Source organism: Limnospira sp., from assembly GCF_051859755.1.
Classification (GTDB): domain Bacteria; phylum Cyanobacteriota; class Cyanobacteriia; order Cyanobacteriales; family Microcoleaceae; genus Limnospira; species Limnospira fusiformis.
In genome coordinates, this window is record NZ_JBIMLI010000047.1 from 1 (window position 1) to 13,919 (window position 13,919).

16 protein-coding genes are annotated in these 13,919 nt (G+C 41.4%); 8 read left to right on the forward strand and 8 right to left on the reverse strand.

Annotated features, from left to right (window positions below):
• Nucleotides 1-239: 239 nt before the first annotated feature.
• The 8 genes from ACTIE0_RS10455 to psbM all read left to right on the forward strand — a co-directional run bounded on the left by ACTIE0_RS10455 (nucleotide 240) and on the right by psbM (nucleotide 5,311).
• The gene (locus ACTIE0_RS10455; RefSeq protein WP_006669745.1) at nucleotides 240-410 is read left to right on the forward strand and encodes a hypothetical protein; all 171 of its coding nucleotides are present in this window, start codon (nucleotides 240-242) and stop codon (nucleotides 408-410) included.
• 51 nt (nucleotides 411-461) lie between these two features.
• Entirely contained in the window at nucleotides 462-692 is a 231-nt protein-coding gene (locus tag ACTIE0_RS10460; RefSeq protein ID WP_488193803.1) for a hypothetical protein, read from the forward strand.
• 21 nt (nucleotides 693-713) lie between these two features.
• Nucleotides 714-908, forward strand: a complete 195-nt coding sequence (locus tag ACTIE0_RS10465) for a hypothetical protein (RefSeq protein WP_006669746.1) — start codon at nucleotides 714-716, stop codon at nucleotides 906-908.
• Between the two features lie 16 nt (nucleotides 909-924).
• Complete coding sequence (locus ACTIE0_RS10470) at nucleotides 925-1,413, forward strand: DUF2752 domain-containing protein (RefSeq protein WP_006669747.1); 489 nt, start codon at nucleotides 925-927, stop codon at nucleotides 1,411-1,413.
• 168 nt (nucleotides 1,414-1,581) lie between these two features.
• On the forward strand, nucleotides 1,582-3,573 hold the full coding sequence (locus ACTIE0_RS10475; RefSeq protein ID WP_006669748.1) for a mechanosensitive ion channel family protein: 1,992 nt from the start codon (nucleotides 1,582-1,584) through the stop codon (nucleotides 3,571-3,573).
• A gap of 14 nt (nucleotides 3,574-3,587) precedes the next feature.
• Nucleotides 3,588-4,076: an SAM-dependent methyltransferase gene (locus ACTIE0_RS10480; protein ID WP_006620357.1), complete on the forward strand. Its 489-nt coding sequence runs from the start codon at nucleotides 3,588-3,590 to the stop codon at nucleotides 4,074-4,076.
• Between the two features lie 136 nt (nucleotides 4,077-4,212).
• Nucleotides 4,213-5,118, forward strand: a complete 906-nt coding sequence (gene rimK, locus ACTIE0_RS10485) for a 30S ribosomal protein S6--L-glutamate ligase (RefSeq protein ID WP_006620359.1) — start codon at nucleotides 4,213-4,215, stop codon at nucleotides 5,116-5,118.
• Nucleotides 5,119-5,197: 79 nt separating this feature from the next.
• Nucleotides 5,198-5,311 (forward strand): photosystem II reaction center protein PsbM, encoded by a 114-nt coding sequence (psbM, locus tag ACTIE0_RS10490; protein ID WP_006620360.1) that lies wholly within the window; start codon nucleotides 5,198-5,200, stop codon nucleotides 5,309-5,311.
• A gap of 81 nt (nucleotides 5,312-5,392) precedes the next feature.
• Here the strand turns inward: psbM and ACTIE0_RS10495 are convergent, their stop codons facing one another.
• The 8 genes from ACTIE0_RS10495 to rfbC all read right to left on the reverse strand — a co-directional run bounded on the left by ACTIE0_RS10495 (nucleotide 5,393) and on the right by rfbC (nucleotide 13,894).
• Nucleotides 5,393-6,604 (reverse strand): aspartate aminotransferase, encoded by a 1,212-nt coding sequence (locus ACTIE0_RS10495; RefSeq protein ID WP_006620362.1) that lies wholly within the window; start codon nucleotides 6,602-6,604, stop codon nucleotides 5,393-5,395.
• A 140-nt stretch (nucleotides 6,605-6,744) separates the two neighbouring features.
• Nucleotides 6,745-7,893, reverse strand: a complete 1,149-nt coding sequence (locus tag ACTIE0_RS10500; RefSeq protein ID WP_006620363.1) for an iron-containing alcohol dehydrogenase family protein — start codon at nucleotides 7,891-7,893, stop codon at nucleotides 6,745-6,747.
• A gap of 85 nt (nucleotides 7,894-7,978) precedes the next feature.
• Nucleotides 7,979-9,046 carry a glycosyltransferase family 4 protein gene (locus ACTIE0_RS10505; RefSeq protein ID WP_006620364.1) on the reverse strand — a complete coding sequence of 356 codons (1,068 nt, stop codon included), beginning with the start codon at nucleotides 9,044-9,046 and terminating at the stop codon, nucleotides 7,979-7,981.
• A gap of 466 nt (nucleotides 9,047-9,512) precedes the next feature.
• On the reverse strand, nucleotides 9,513-10,211 hold the full coding sequence (locus tag ACTIE0_RS10510) for a Uma2 family endonuclease (protein ID WP_006620365.1): 699 nt from the start codon (nucleotides 10,209-10,211) through the stop codon (nucleotides 9,513-9,515).
• A 31-nt stretch (nucleotides 10,212-10,242) separates the two neighbouring features.
• Nucleotides 10,243-11,091: a glycosyltransferase family 2 protein gene (locus tag ACTIE0_RS10515; RefSeq protein WP_006620366.1), complete on the reverse strand. Its 849-nt coding sequence runs from the start codon at nucleotides 11,089-11,091 to the stop codon at nucleotides 10,243-10,245.
• Nucleotides 11,092-11,324: 233 nt separating this feature from the next.
• Complete coding sequence (locus tag ACTIE0_RS10520) at nucleotides 11,325-12,398, reverse strand: glucose-1-phosphate thymidylyltransferase (protein WP_006669749.1); 1,074 nt, start codon at nucleotides 12,396-12,398, stop codon at nucleotides 11,325-11,327.
• Between the two features lie 69 nt (nucleotides 12,399-12,467).
• A complete protein-coding gene (gene rfbD / locus ACTIE0_RS10525; RefSeq protein WP_006669750.1) occupies nucleotides 12,468-13,346 on the reverse strand; it encodes a dTDP-4-dehydrorhamnose reductase in 879 nt (292 codons plus the stop codon).
• Nucleotides 13,346-13,894 (reverse strand): dTDP-4-dehydrorhamnose 3,5-epimerase, encoded by a 549-nt coding sequence (gene rfbC / locus ACTIE0_RS10530; protein WP_006669751.1) that lies wholly within the window; start codon nucleotides 13,892-13,894, stop codon nucleotides 13,346-13,348. The genes rfbD and rfbC overlap by 1 nt, the downstream gene beginning before the upstream one ends.
• Nucleotides 13,895-13,919 lie beyond the last annotated feature (25 nt).

Genomic DNA, 13,919 nt, shown 5'->3' on the forward strand with positions numbered 1-13,919 from the left:
GTCTGGGTTGTCAATAATAGCCTAGCTAGATTATAGCTGGAAGGGGGGATTTATATAGCGATCGCCTGGAGAATATAGTCTCTCAACAGATAACTATATTGCTGTAAGTCTCAAATACTAAATATTATTATGATTTTCTGATAATGTTGATTTTTGTTAACAATATCTAAAATACATGGTATTTTCAGATAACATCCCTTACACTTTGCTGATAACAGTAGTTTATCAGTAACTTATTGATGATTGACATTAGTATATTCCCCCCGGCTCATGTAGTGATTAATCTTGTCCCAGTTATATTAGGTCAACAGAATACAGTTCCACAACTAGATATTCCCTACGAGCAAGTAGAACCAAACCCAGGAATATTGCTCGGCTATTTAATTGGCTATTTAGTGTTTGGTTTTTGATCATGGAAAATTTATCAAAGATGTGGAGTAGAAAATGCTTGGTTTGCTTGGATTCCCATTTTAGGAACCTATATAAATTTCGTGGCTGGGGATGAAGATAACCCGATTTTATGGACGATTTTGATGTTCATTCCCTGCGTCAATATTATTGCCATAATTTGGTTGATTAAAGCCTGGATTAGAATTTGTAAAAAACTAGAAAAAACTCCATGGTTAATTCTTTTGTGGATAGTTCCTGTGGTAGGAACCTTAGTTTTCTACTCCTATCTCGCTTTTGGTTAAGTTAATGTGGGAATCAAAATTATGCTAAAACTCAAGCACAGAAAAACGATATTTTGGTTTTTGATTGCCTTATTAGCTGGGAGTTCCATGGCGGTATATTCCCAGTCAGAGATTAATTTTTTCGTGAAAACTTTTGAACTTGTGTTATTTCAGCAATTGGCAACCGTGGTCATTTACCTAACCTGTTTTGGGGTAGATTTGCTAAAAAGTCGCTAATTGATGGGGAATTATAATGGTAGGTAAAACACTCAAATCGCCTGTTCTGCTTTCTCGCCAACAGCGACAAAAACGGATGTTTAGTTTAGCGATCGCCTTAATACCTATTATCGGTAGTATAGGGTTTAACCTAGGTATTCATCTGGAGTTTTTGAGATGTCCGCTAATGCGATATGTGGGGGTTCCTTGTCCAGCCTGGGGGTTAACTAGATCGTTAATGGCTACAGTCAGAGGTGACTTAAATCAGGCGATCGCCTACCATTTATTCTGTCCCCTAATTTTCTTGGGTTTTGTGATTGCTATTATTCATCTAATTTTGGAAATTATCAAAAATCGAAAATTAGATATTTTTTATATTCACTGGTTAACTAATCCCCAGGTACAAATTTTGATTTTTCTGATTCTACTCGGCTATCACAGTGTGCGATTGCAACATTTGTGGCAAATTGGTAAACTGTATCCATCTTTCCTAAACTCCCCGATAGGACGCTTGCTCCTTAGCTAAATCTCCGATAGCATCTGAAGGCTATGATCATCAAAAATTTGCCAATCTTCCAGAATTCAGTTATGATGTGTAGGCATTGTTGCTAACTGAGGAGGATCATGAAAACCTGGTCGTGGATTTTACCCCTAGAGGCGATCGCTTGTTTAGACAAATCCCTAGGGGGTAACCATGAATAATAAAATACTCCGAAAAATCACTTATTTTATCAGCATTTTTGTCTTGACATTTTCCTTAAATGTCGCTTTTCACAGTCCCGCTTTCGCTCAATTTTCCTTATCTCCCGCCTCATCAACCACTGATCAGCAAAGTCAAACCTTTTTGTGGAATGTCAACCGCGCTTATAGCTGTGGTGCTAGTTGGTGTAGCAAAGTTTATTTAGGTGGCCAAGGTTTTCGTGGCGGATTAACCCTCGGTGCGCGACGGAGTTTAGAACAAGATGACCGCGAAACTGCCTTAACCTTAGAAAGACGTGCAAAATTAGTACAGGAAGCCTTTAATCGAGGTCTCCGCAATATTAGCAGAAATCAAGAATTACCACCAACATATCATCGAGAAGATTGGCAGTTTTGGCGGTTGTTTAATAATGATAAACCTCTCCATCCATTTACGCCGCAATTAAATATAGGTATTAAGAATAATGAAACGGTAATTTATACTCAACCAGATCCTGATTTACGCATCCCTAGAGTTGTAGTAATAACCGTCAATAATCATGATGCCATTGTTAATGGCACAACAGTTGAAGAATTAGCATCAGTTTGGCGAGACCAAATCACCCAATATGCTAGTGAGGCATTATGGGGCAAAGAATTTGATGCTCAATATCCTTTAGCAAGAATTACAATCAGCTTGGTTATTGTGGGATTTACTTTCCTATGTCTGAGGCTGATTTCGGGGTTAAGCAAATTACTAACACAATGGCGCACTCGAATTAAAATAAAATTAAAATATCTGGTCGATGAGGCGAAAGTTAACCCCGAGACCTTATCAGGAGAAACTATTTCTGATGCTGTAGTTAACCAGCATGAAGACATCAGTTATGATGCCGATGAAGTTGAGGATGTGAAAAGTAATGGTCAACGCTATAGTTCAGGTTATCTCAATCAAAAGATTCATGAAAAAATCAATCAAATCCCTAAACTGATCGCCAGGAGATTAAATAGTCAAGTATCACTTCAGCAAGAAAAAAACTTAGTAGAATTATTGCGGAGATTTCTGTTTATAGGGAAATTATTAGTTATTTTAATGGGTATCAGTTTAATTTGTTTTGTATTTCGGCAAACTCGTCCTTTAATTATTATGTTTGCCTATCAAGCAATTCTGATACCTAGCCTGTGGATTAGTATTAGCTTAATTGATAAGCTGTTAGATTTTTTCATTGATAATACCTTAAATAGTTGGGCTAAAGAAAAACAAGAATCCCATCCTAATTCTAACCGTTACACTATGAGAGTTAGCACCTATTCTCCGGCGCTAAAAGGTGGTAAAAGTTGGATTTTCTCCGGTCTGGGAATTTATTTAACTGTGGTTATCCTGGGCATCAATCCGGCTTTCCTAGCCGGGGCGGGAGCCTTCGCTTTATTAACTGCTTTTCTATCTCGAAATTTAATAGAAAATATGTTAAATGGCATCTTAATTTTTATTACAGACCGTTATGCTGTCGGTGATGTAGTCCAAATTGGCAATTTAGCCGGAGCCGTAGAAAGCATGAATTTGTATTGTACTAATCTCCGCAATTTAGATGGTCAATTAATAACTATTCCTCATGGTCAAATCACCACAGTTATTAATAATACTAAAGACTGGTCAAGGGTTAACCTAGGCTTGAAAATTGCCTGGGATGCTGACATCAAAAAGGCTATGGAAATTATTCTTAAAGTCTGTCACAAGATGCAAAATGAGGCGGAATGGTCAGACAAGATTTTAGAACCTGCTGAGATTCTGGGAGTTGACGATATTTCCCATGAGGGAATTGTGATCCGGTTTCTGGTTAAAACTATACCTAGCCAACAATGGGCGGCAGCAAGGACCCTGCGGTTACGACTCAAACAAGCCTTAGATGAAGCAGAAATTGCCCTAGGTGTTCCTCAGCGTTCCTTATGGTATAATAAACATGATAATCAAACTTCTGAGGATTTCCTGAATTTGCTCAAGCCCTGATTATTAGTTAATTTATGTACTCTAATCAACCCGATATTGGTTATGTTCCTACCCCTCAAGATTTGCTAGAGGATGTTCTCCGTTGGGTGAAAGTTGGTGCTGATGATGTTTTATATGACCTAGGTTGTGGAGATGGACGGGTAGCGATCGCCGCCGCCGAAAAATTTGGCGCGAGGGGAGTTGGTATTGATATTGACCCCGATCGCATTAAGGAAGCCACAGAAAATGCCCAAATAGCAGGAGTTAGCGATCGCGCCATCTTCCGTCAAGCCAACCTGTTTAACAGTAATTTTCAGGAAGCCACAGTTATCTTTATTTATCTGTTACCTCAGCTTAACCTACGCTTAAAACCCCAATTATTCCAACAACTACAGCCGGGAACCCGCATTGTCTCCCGCGACTTTGATATGGGAGAATGGACCCCGGACGCTGTACTGCATTTAACCCACCCCGAAGAGGAATGCACATTCTATTTTTGGAGTATCCCAAGTCCGGTAAAATAATAACTGTTATTCAGATTCGTAAAAACCAGAAGGTGAAATGGGAACAATGTTAGTTTGTTGCTGGTTATTTAGGGCGCGGTTATTCCACACAGCGATCGGCAACCACAAAAACCTAAGATGCTATTAACACTATACCATGAAAATTGCGATTCTATCCCAAGATAGTTCCCTTTACTCTACTCGGAGACTGAAAGAATCAGGGGAACAGCGGGGTCATGAGATGCACGTAATCGATTACCTGCGCTGCTACATGAATATTACCTCCCATAAACCCATGGTTATGTATGGGGGAAAACCCCTAGAAGGATTTGATGCCATTATTCCTCGTATTGGTGCATCTAAAACTTTTTATGGTACTGCTGTTGTCCGCCAATTTGAGATGATGGGTGTGTTTACTCCCAATGAGTCTCAAGCCATTTCTCGGTCTCGTGATAAGCTGCGTTGCTTGCAATTATTAGCCAGAGAAGGCATAGGTCTTCCGGTGACAGGATTTGCCCATTCTACCAAAGATATTGATGGTTTGATTAACGTAGTTGGTGGGGCCCCCTTAGTGATTAAACTGTTAGAAGGAACCCAGGGAATTGGTGTAGTTTTAGCTGAAACATACCAGGCGGCTAAGTCTGTAATCGAGGCTTTTCGGGGACTTGATGCCAATATTTTAGTCCAGGAATTTATTAAGGAAGCTGGGGGGGCAGATTTACGCTGTTTTGTAGTTGGTGAAAGGGTGGTGGCTTCCATGAAACGCCAAGGCGCAGAAGGAGAATTTCGATCTAATCTTCACCGGGGAGGAAGCGCCCAAAAAGTCAAATTAACCCCAGAGGAAAGATCAACCGCTGTCCGCGCTGCTAAAATTATGGGGCTGAAAGTGGCGGGGGTGGATTTATTACGATCCAATCATGGACCTGTGGTAATGGAAGTTAACTCCTCACCGGGACTAGAAGGAATTGAGACAGCAACAGGAGTAGATGTACCTAGGAAAATTATGGAGTTTCTGGAAAAGTATGCCGCACAAGGTAATGCGCGCGATCGCACCCAAGGTTAAAATTTACGATCCAACTAGCCAATTTAATGATATCCTAGGGAGGTAGGTTTCTTTTGTGTATTAACAAAGTTGGATAATTATGGAAGTTAATGACCTAGGATTTGTTGCCAGCATTCTTTTTGTGCTAGTTCCTGCCGTGTTTCTTCTGATTCTGTATATCCAAACCCAGAGTCGCGAAGGCAAAGAAGGATAAACTCACATTTTGCCAGTTTTTTCCCAATTAAAAAAGCGCCGAGGCTATTAGCCAATAGCGCTTTTTTAGTCATGATTTTAGTTAAAGCATTCCCGTTGCCACCATCTGGCGTTGATAGCCAATATTGGCTTCTTTTAGGCGTTTGACCGCTTCCGCCAAGCGATCGCAATCAGCAATCAGACTAATCCTAACATAGCCTTCTCCTCCCGCCCCAAAAGCATTACCTGGAGTCACCACCACCCCAGTTTGTTGCAGGACTGATAGGGCAAAATCCGTTGAGTTCATACCCACGGGACAGGGAGCCCACAAATACATCGCCGCTTTGGGTTTAGGAATATTCCAGCCTAATTCTCCCAATTCTCGGACTAGAAAATCCCGGCGGGTGCTATACCTATTTTGTACCTCTTCTAAGTAGGAATCTGGCAAATTTAAAGCTGTTTCTGCCGCCGATTGTAAAGCCGAAAATAAACCATAATCTAAGTTTGTTTTCAGAGTTCTTAATCCCTGAATTACTCGCGAATTTCCCACCACAAAACCTACCCGCCAACCCGCCATATTATAGGTTTTTGACATGGTATGGAACTCTACCCCAATCTCTTTACCTCCCGGAATTTCTAGTAAGCTAGTCGGTTGATAACCATCAAAAGCTAGTTCCGCATAACAGAGGTCATGAACCAATAGAATTTGATGTTTGTGGGCGAAAGCCACCAAATCCTCAAAAAACTCCCTGGGGGCGGTTGCACCTGTGGGATTATTAGGATAATTAAAATAGAGAATTTTGGCGCGATCAGCAATATGATCCGGGATATCTGCTAAGTCTATAATCCAATCATTTTCTGGTTTCAGGCGAATTTTGTAAACATCCCCCCCAGAAATTAACGGACCCCGAAAATGGGCGGGATAAGCCGGATCTGGCGATAAAACCACATCTTGAGGGTTGACATAGGCTAAGGCTAAATGGGTGAGACCTTCTTTAGACCCTAATAGGGGTAAGGCTTCACTATTGGGGTCTAGGTTAACTCCATAGCGACGGTGATACCAACGAGTAATGGCCGCGCGGAAACTAGCAGTCCCTTCAAAGGGTGGATAGCCATGATTGGCTGAATTTCGCAAGGCGGCGATCGCCGCTTCTACTACAGGTTCAGGAGTCGGTCCGTCCGGGTTTCCCATACCCAAATCAATTAAATCAAGGCCTTGTTCACGGGCATGGGCTTTTAATTCATCTAATCGCGCAAATACATAGGGGGGAAGCTGTTTAACCCGATCTGCTGGGGTAATCCAATCTAAATTCATGTTGATTTCTGGTTGTTAACTTAAAAGTCAGTCGAGGGAATAGGGGGCGGTTTGACAGGTGAGTTTATAGTGCAATTTATTTTGATTAGTGATTAATTGCCCCAGACCTGAAGACAGATTAAACCGCCCATAGTTAACCTTTAACTCTTAGTTGCGCCCACAGGTACAGTAGTAGAAACCATGGCTGCCATTAATGATTCTGGGCAAACTTTAAAGGGTAGTCGGTGAATGTCAGACTTTTCACCACAGGCAATTTCTGCCCCATGCCTTAACTCGGCTAAGGTAATATTTCCTAACCCCAAATCCGCCAAAGTTTGGGGTAAGTGGATATCGCTATAAAACTTCAACAGTTGCCCTCTAGCAGAAGCTGCTAGTTGATTTCCTTGCAACATTTCTTCTAGGCGCAACTGTACTAAAATGCCATAGGCGACTTTTTCTCCGTGAAGGGTCTTGTGGGTGGCAGATAGGTGAGTTAAACCATTATGGACGGCATGGGCCGCTACAGTCCGACACTGCGCCCCCCCTAAACCACCGATCGCCCCAGCCAGTAAAACTGTGGCATCAACCACTTCTCGCCAGGTTTGGCTTCCGGGTTCATTGAGGGCTGCTACGGATTTTTGAAACAAAATGTCCCGCAGGACTCTCGCCTGTTGCACTGCTGCCACAATCAGGGTTTCTTCTGAATGTCCGCTACTGACTGACGCTTCATACCATTTGGCGATCGCATCTCCAATACCAGCAATTAAAGTCCGCATTGGCGCTGTTTGAATCAGGCTATAGTCCAGGATTAGCAAATCAGGACACTTGGCTAACCCTACATCATACAAGAATGCTCCCTCATTTGTATAGATATTTGATAGGGCAGTCCAGGCGGCGCAGGTCGCCCCAGAGGTGGGAATAGTTATAATGGGTACTCTCGTCCTATAAGCTAGGAGTTTGGCAAGATCTAAAGCCTTTCCGCCGCCAACTCCGATCACCAAGTCCCCTTGATGGTCCGCGCCAATTTGTTGGAGTTTCTCTAAACTGCTTTCGCTACAGTCGGGGGTATAGTTAGCCCAATTAGCCTTGAGTTGATGGGTTTCTATAATCGGTTGTAAATGGGGTTGAATTAATTTTAGGGTGCGATCGCCTCCCACTATTACCGGACGACTACCAAAGGCGGCGATCGCCTCTCCCGCCTCCGCCAGTCTGTCAACTCCTCGAATTACCTGGGCTGGGGCAATACTTAATGCCGGAGTTGGGCTGATATAAGTGGTTTTGGTCAATAGGGGAGAGGATAAAGGTTCCATACAGGCCCTCGCAAAATTCGTTAAGTCGCTAATTCTAGCCGATTTTACTCATAACTGGGAAGATCTCATCCCATTAATTTTGATTTTACATACATTGGGCTAAAACTTCCACCGTTTGCTCTCCGGTTTTCTGCCAGGAAAATTCTTGACATCTACTGAGTCCTTTTTGTCTAAGTTGTCCCGCCATTTGTGGATCGCTGATTAGGGTTTTCATGGCGGCGCTGATCTCTTCTACTTCATAGGGATTTATCAGTAGGGCTGCCTCTCCAGCTACTTCCGGCAATGATGCTAAATTTGACGTGATTACAGGGGTTCCACAGGCCATAGCTTCTAACACCGGAAACCCGAAACCTTCCCATAAACTTGGGAAAACTAAGGCGATCGCCTGATTAATTATTGACGGTAATTCCCCCGCTGCCACATAGTCTAAAAATTTTACCTGTTCCCTTAGTCCCAATTCTTTTACCTGTTGTTTTAATAGGGGTGTATAGGTGCTGTCACTCGGCCCCGCTAACCACAGTTCATAATCTTTCGGTAATTCGGAAAATGCTGTAATTAGCCTCGGTAGATTTTTATAATGATCATGGCGACCAATATACAAAAAGTAGTTTTGCGTCGGTAAATCTAAAAATTGAAACCTCTGGCGATCGTACCCTAATAAAATTGGAGTGATTTTCCTGGCACTAATTCCTAACATCTCCACTAAACTATTCCCCGTCGCTTCCGAATTGCAAACAATATGTTCCGCTTGTTTTAGCACCGCCGGAACATAGGATTTAAAATAAGCTGTTAATCGCGACCCTCGCTTCGGAAATTTTAGCGGAATTAAATCATGAGCCATTACTATTGACCTACAACCTGTATATAAAGGCGCTTCTGGTAGGGGTGAAAATAACAACGTAGCGCCTGATTTTTTATAGATTAATGGTAACTTAAATTGAGTCCAAATTAATCGCCTCAAATGTCCCTTTGTACCATGGTCAGGTGTCATATTATTCGGAATTTTCTGGCATTCATAACCACCTATATCATCAGCAGTTAGCAATAAAGGCTCTAGGGGTTTCAACCAGGGTATAAGATTAGAAGCATATACTGATATACCTGTGGCTTTCGGTATTAAAACTGATAGATTAATTGCTAACTTACCCTTCAATTATCATCTCCTCAATAAATCTCTATAAATAGTAATTATCGCCTGGCTTAATATCCCCATATTCCATAACTTACTCCTTGAGGATATATTCATTTATGTCAATATTCCATCAAGAGCCGATAACTTTTACTTTGGATGTGGACATAAATTTTTCCTGCCACTATTTCCCATTCTCTTATAATAGGTCAATAAAGGGAGTTTGTCAATAGGTAATTATGGGTATTTAGTCAAAAGCGATCGCACTTCATAACCAGATATATCTGAGGTTAAATGAATATTTTATATGGATTCGATGAAGTCCATTAAATTGTCATAATTTCTATCAACAACCTAGCCATTTGTGGCTGTATGCTTGACAAAAACCAGTTTTTGTGAAAAAATATCATACACATGGTATCGTGGCTGTTTTTTTGAGAATTTTAGGCTATAAGTGAGACCTAAGCCATTTTTAGCCTCTGGAGTTAAGTTAAATCTTGTGGGTAACGATTCCCAATTGTTGTAAATGCTGACCGAGTTTAGATGGTGTCTGAGAGGGTTGGCTATCCTCTACAGAAACCGATGCTGATGTGTCTGACGGTAACTCTTCTGGGAGAGGAATCCAATGACCACGGCTATCATACCAACGCAGCCAAAAGCGCTTTAAGCCTTGGTATTCTCCAGACCACAAGCCGAGACCCAAATCTAATCCAGGAAACCAAAACTGATTGTTGTTTAACTCCTGTTTCTGATAGCGATCGCCTAACAGCTTAAACAACTGTAAACTATTGGTAGTATAGTCAAAAATCACATAGAAAGGAATCCCCAGAATTTGCTCATAAACCTCCCAAGCTGTAGGTTGTTGAGGTGATGATGGTTGTTTGGCTGATTCATCTTGGCTAGGGAGAAACTCCATAACCATTGCTGGTCGTCGTCCTTCCTGCCAGGTATAATAGCCTTGTTTCCGAGGTAAATCAACTAGAGACTCAGATAAACCAACTACCGCAAACCAATCGGGATATTCGCACCAGGTGGGGTTTAATGGGTCATAATAGAGACTCATATTATTAGCCATCAAAATCCGATCTCTCGAATATTGAGGAGGTGCAAAAGTGAAGCCAAATAATTCCGACTGTAGCTGATGATAGCTGTGATTATCTCCGGGCTGTTTACACTTTTTGATATCCATAATAACTAACCACTATTTACTGCAAATTATTTTATCTCAAAAACCTATATTTTACATAGTCTACAACTCCCATTAATTTAGCTAAACTAGCCTGATAATAACGGGGAAAAGTGATTAGGGAAACCACAGTAATCCGTAGTATTCGATACCAGCAAGCCGAACTTTTAGCGTGTTTTTCTAAACTCAGCAGATAGCTATAGATACTATGTTTGAGTTTCAGATGAGGATTTCTCCCAGTAATCGATGAGGGATGGTGAATTACCCCAATGTGGGGAGTCATCCCAATTTGATGTCCGAGTTTACTATAACGCAAACACAGGTCAAAATCTTCGTAATATAAAAAATAATCTTCATCAAACTGAGGACAGTTTCCGAATTTTTTGAGATTCATTAACAAGCTACAAGCGGTAACCCAGGTAGTGGGGATACAATCAGAGACCGATGCGGGGAGATGCTGTTGCTGGACAATCAAGCCAGTTTCCTGTATAAATTCTCCTCCCCCAAACCAAACCCGTCCATCAGGTTGATAAACTAATGTTCCCAAAATTGAGAATTGGGGATTTTTCCTCAAGACCGCTAAAATTTGGTTAGGGGTATCTTCTGGAATGACAACATCAGGATTAACTAGCCACACCCAAGCATTGTTGTCTCGCTGATAAACCCACTGTAACCCCAAATTACAGGCGCGACCAAATCCTAAATTGTGGGAAGCATCTAAAATAATGACTTGTTTGGTGTGTAGTTTCCAGATGCTTTTATCTTGGGGGGAGTTGTTGACAATAATAATCTGATGGTCAAGACTTGAACTATTAGCGATAGATTGAATGAGTGTCTCAATCAAATCAGTAGAGTGATAATTAACAACTATCCAATAAATCACAAAAGCTGGTTTTAGATATAATCATAATTTGGGTTTATAGAAATAACCCCAGGGTAGCCATAATTAAGTAAGTTGAAAACAGCATATATATGTCGGCACATATTCCCATTCTTATATAGTAAGTCAAGTCGGATAATTTGTCAATAGTAAGGATGAAAAAAAGATGGTAGGAACAATGGGGAAATTGCTCCTACAGAGAGAAGGGAAGAGATGAACAGATTAGGAAAATCCCATCAAGTCAATTCCACCTGAGAATCATCCCCCAACATAAACCGTAAAGCCTTGGGTCTTTGTGGTGCGGTAGTCAATTGAGCGCGGCGACCAATTAGAGTATCAACAATGCGGTGATTAATATTAATAATTTTCGCCTCGGATAAAATCACACTATGCTCAATTTCAGCATCAATCAAATTGACAGCATCAGCAATACTGGTATAAGGACCAATAAAACTATTTTCCAGGTGACAATTTTCGCCAATTATGACGGGACCCCTAATAGTACAGTTAATCAACTTAGTTCCCCGACCAATTTTAACCCGTCCAATAATCTGACTTTGGGGGTCAACATCTCCTTCAACATTATAGGTAGAACGTTCATCCAAAATAATCTGATTAGCACTGAGTAAATCATCTTTTTTACCCGTATCTAACCACCAACCTTCGAGGGTACAAGCATCGACTTGCTTATCAGTGTTGATTAGTTGTTGAATAGCATCAGTAATTTCCAACTCTCCCCTAGCGGAAGGCTGAATATTAGCTATAGCCTCATGAATAGTATTATCAAAGAAATAAACCCCGACCAAGGCTAAATTTGAGGGAGGATTTTGGGGTTTTTCTACCAACTGTAATACCCGACCATTATCACCGACAACGGCGACACCGAAAGAGGTGGGATTTTCGACGGGTCGCAGCAAAATCAAACCATCAAGCTGCTTTTGTTTAAACTGTTCCAAAAAGGGAGATAGGGGATTTTGAATCAGGTTATCTCCCAAGTACATAATAAAGGGAGAATTACCCAAAAAAGGCTGGGCAATTTTTACGGCATGAGCGAGACCAGCAGGGGTATCTTGCAAAATATAAGTAATTTTTGCGCCAAATCGATCGCCTTTACCTGTCAAACTTTTAACTTCTTCGCCAGTTTCAGGACTAATAATAATGCCAATATCGGTAATTCCCGCCGCGACAATTCCTTCAATTCCGTACCATAAAATAGGTTTATTAGCGACGGGAACGAGTTGTTTTGCACCAGTATAAGTGAGGGGTCTTAGTCGAGTTCCTTTACCACCAGAAAGAATTAATGCTTTCATGAAAATTCACCTAATTAGGACTGTTTTAGAAAAGTTTTTAACAGGCTAGAAGCCTGTTTTAGTGATGTTTTAGCCTTGGTTAACTAGGGTTGTGAGCATAGTTCGGAGTCCAGACCGCCACTGAGGAGGATGATTTCCCAGGAGGGTGGCTAACTTTTTACCATTCAAAACCGAATAAGCCGGACGACGCGCGGGAGTAGGATATTCAGCGGTTGTAATGGGAATAACCTGTTGAATTTTCAGAGGTAAACCCAATAATTTAGCTTCCTCAAAAATAGCGATCGCAAAATCATACCAACTGGTAACACCACTATTAGTATAATGATAGATACCAGATGTTTCTGAATTTAATTGGGGAATTAACCGGACAATTGCGGTAGCTAAATCTCCTGTCCAAGTGGGAGTCCCCACCTGATCCATGACGACTTTCAACTCTTCTCGTTCCCCACCTAAACGCAGCATAGTTTTGACAAAGTTTCCGGTTCCTCCTGCGCCATAAACCCAGGCGGTGCGAATAATGGCATAATTCGCATCAGTAGCTAAAATGGCTTGTTCTCCGGCTAATTTTGATGCACCATACTGTCCTAATGGGTTAGTGGGGTCGGTTTCGACATAGGGATGACTTTGGGTTCCATCAAAGACATAATCGGTGGAGACGTGAATTAATTTAGCATTAATCCGCTGGCTTTCGGCGGCTAAAATACCGGGTGCTATGCCATTAATAGCGGTGGCTAAATCGGTTTCTGTTTCGGCTTTATCAACGGCTGTATAGGCGGCGGCATTAACGACTATATGGGGTTGAATCTCTGCCATTAATGATGAGATAGCATCAGGTTTAGCTAAATCTAGGGTATCTCGTCCGACGGCGAAAACCTCACCCAGGGGAGTGAGTAAAGGTTGTAATTCTGAGCCTAATTGTCCGTTTTTTCCGGTTAGTAAAATACGCATTATTCAAAAAGCTCTGCATTGGTCAAAGTGTTGCCATTTTTATCTTTTTCAGATAACTTAGGTTCTAGGGATTCTAGGGGCCATTCAATGGCGATATCTGGGTCATTCCAGAGAAGCGATCGCTCATACTGTGGTGCATAATAATCAGTGGTTTTATAGAGAACCTCAGCTACAGGAGAAGTTACTAAAAAACCATGAGCAAATCCGGGAGGAATCCACAATTGTTGCTTATTTTCAGCACTCAGATAATAGCCTACCCACTGACCAAAAGTTGGGGAACTTTTCCGAATATCTACTGCTACATCAAAAACTTCTCCGAGGACTACCCTAAGTAGTTTACCTTGGGTTTGTTGAATTTGATAATGGAGACCCCGCAACACTCCTTGACTAGACCGAGAATGATTGTCTTGTACAAAGTCTGTGGTCACACCTGTTTTTTCGGTAAATACTTTCTGGTTAAAACTTTCAAAGAAAAAACCGCGATCGTCTCCAAAAACTTTGGGTTCTACCAGGAAAACATCAGGAATTTTCGTGGGAATAACGTTCATTTGACAGTTCCGCAAAATGGCATCA

Bases quoted from the DNA above. Each gene is read 5' to 3' on its own strand.
- ACTIE0_RS10470 (WP_006669747.1), top strand. From the start codon at position 925: ATGGTAGGTAAAACACTCAAATCGCCTGTTCTGCTTTCTCGCCAACAG.
- ACTIE0_RS10475 (WP_006669748.1), top strand. From the start codon at position 1,582: ATGAATAATAAAATACTCCGAAAAATCACTTATTTTATCAGCATTTTT.
- ACTIE0_RS10500 (WP_006620363.1), bottom strand. From the start codon at position 7,893: ATGGAACCTTTATCCTCTCCCCTATTGACCAAAACCACTTATATCAGC.
- ACTIE0_RS10520 (WP_006669749.1), bottom strand. From the start codon at position 12,398: ATGAAAGCATTAATTCTTTCTGGTGGTAAAGGAACTCGACTAAGACCC.
- rfbD (WP_006669750.1), bottom strand. From the start codon at position 13,346: ATGCGTATTTTACTAACCGGAAAAAACGGACAATTAGGCTCAGAATTA.
- ACTIE0_RS10495 (WP_006620362.1), bottom strand. From the start codon at position 6,604: ATGAATTTAGATTGGATTACCCCAGCAGATCGGGTTAAACAGCTTCCC.
- ACTIE0_RS10465 (WP_006669746.1), top strand. From the start codon at position 714: ATGCTAAAACTCAAGCACAGAAAAACGATATTTTGGTTTTTGATTGCC.
- ACTIE0_RS10480 (WP_006620357.1), top strand. From the start codon at position 3,588: ATGTACTCTAATCAACCCGATATTGGTTATGTTCCTACCCCTCAAGAT.
- rimK (WP_006620359.1), top strand. From the start codon at position 4,213: ATGAAAATTGCGATTCTATCCCAAGATAGTTCCCTTTACTCTACTCGG.
- psbM (WP_006620360.1), top strand. From the start codon at position 5,198: ATGGAAGTTAATGACCTAGGATTTGTTGCCAGCATTCTTTTTGTGCTA.
- ACTIE0_RS10455 (WP_006669745.1), top strand. From the start codon at position 240: ATGATTGACATTAGTATATTCCCCCCGGCTCATGTAGTGATTAATCTT.
- rfbC (WP_006669751.1), bottom strand. From the start codon at position 13,894: ATGAACGTTATTCCCACGAAAATTCCTGATGTTTTCCTGGTAGAACCC.
- ACTIE0_RS10510 (WP_006620365.1), bottom strand. From the start codon at position 10,211: ATGGATATCAAAAAGTGTAAACAGCCCGGAGATAATCACAGCTATCAT.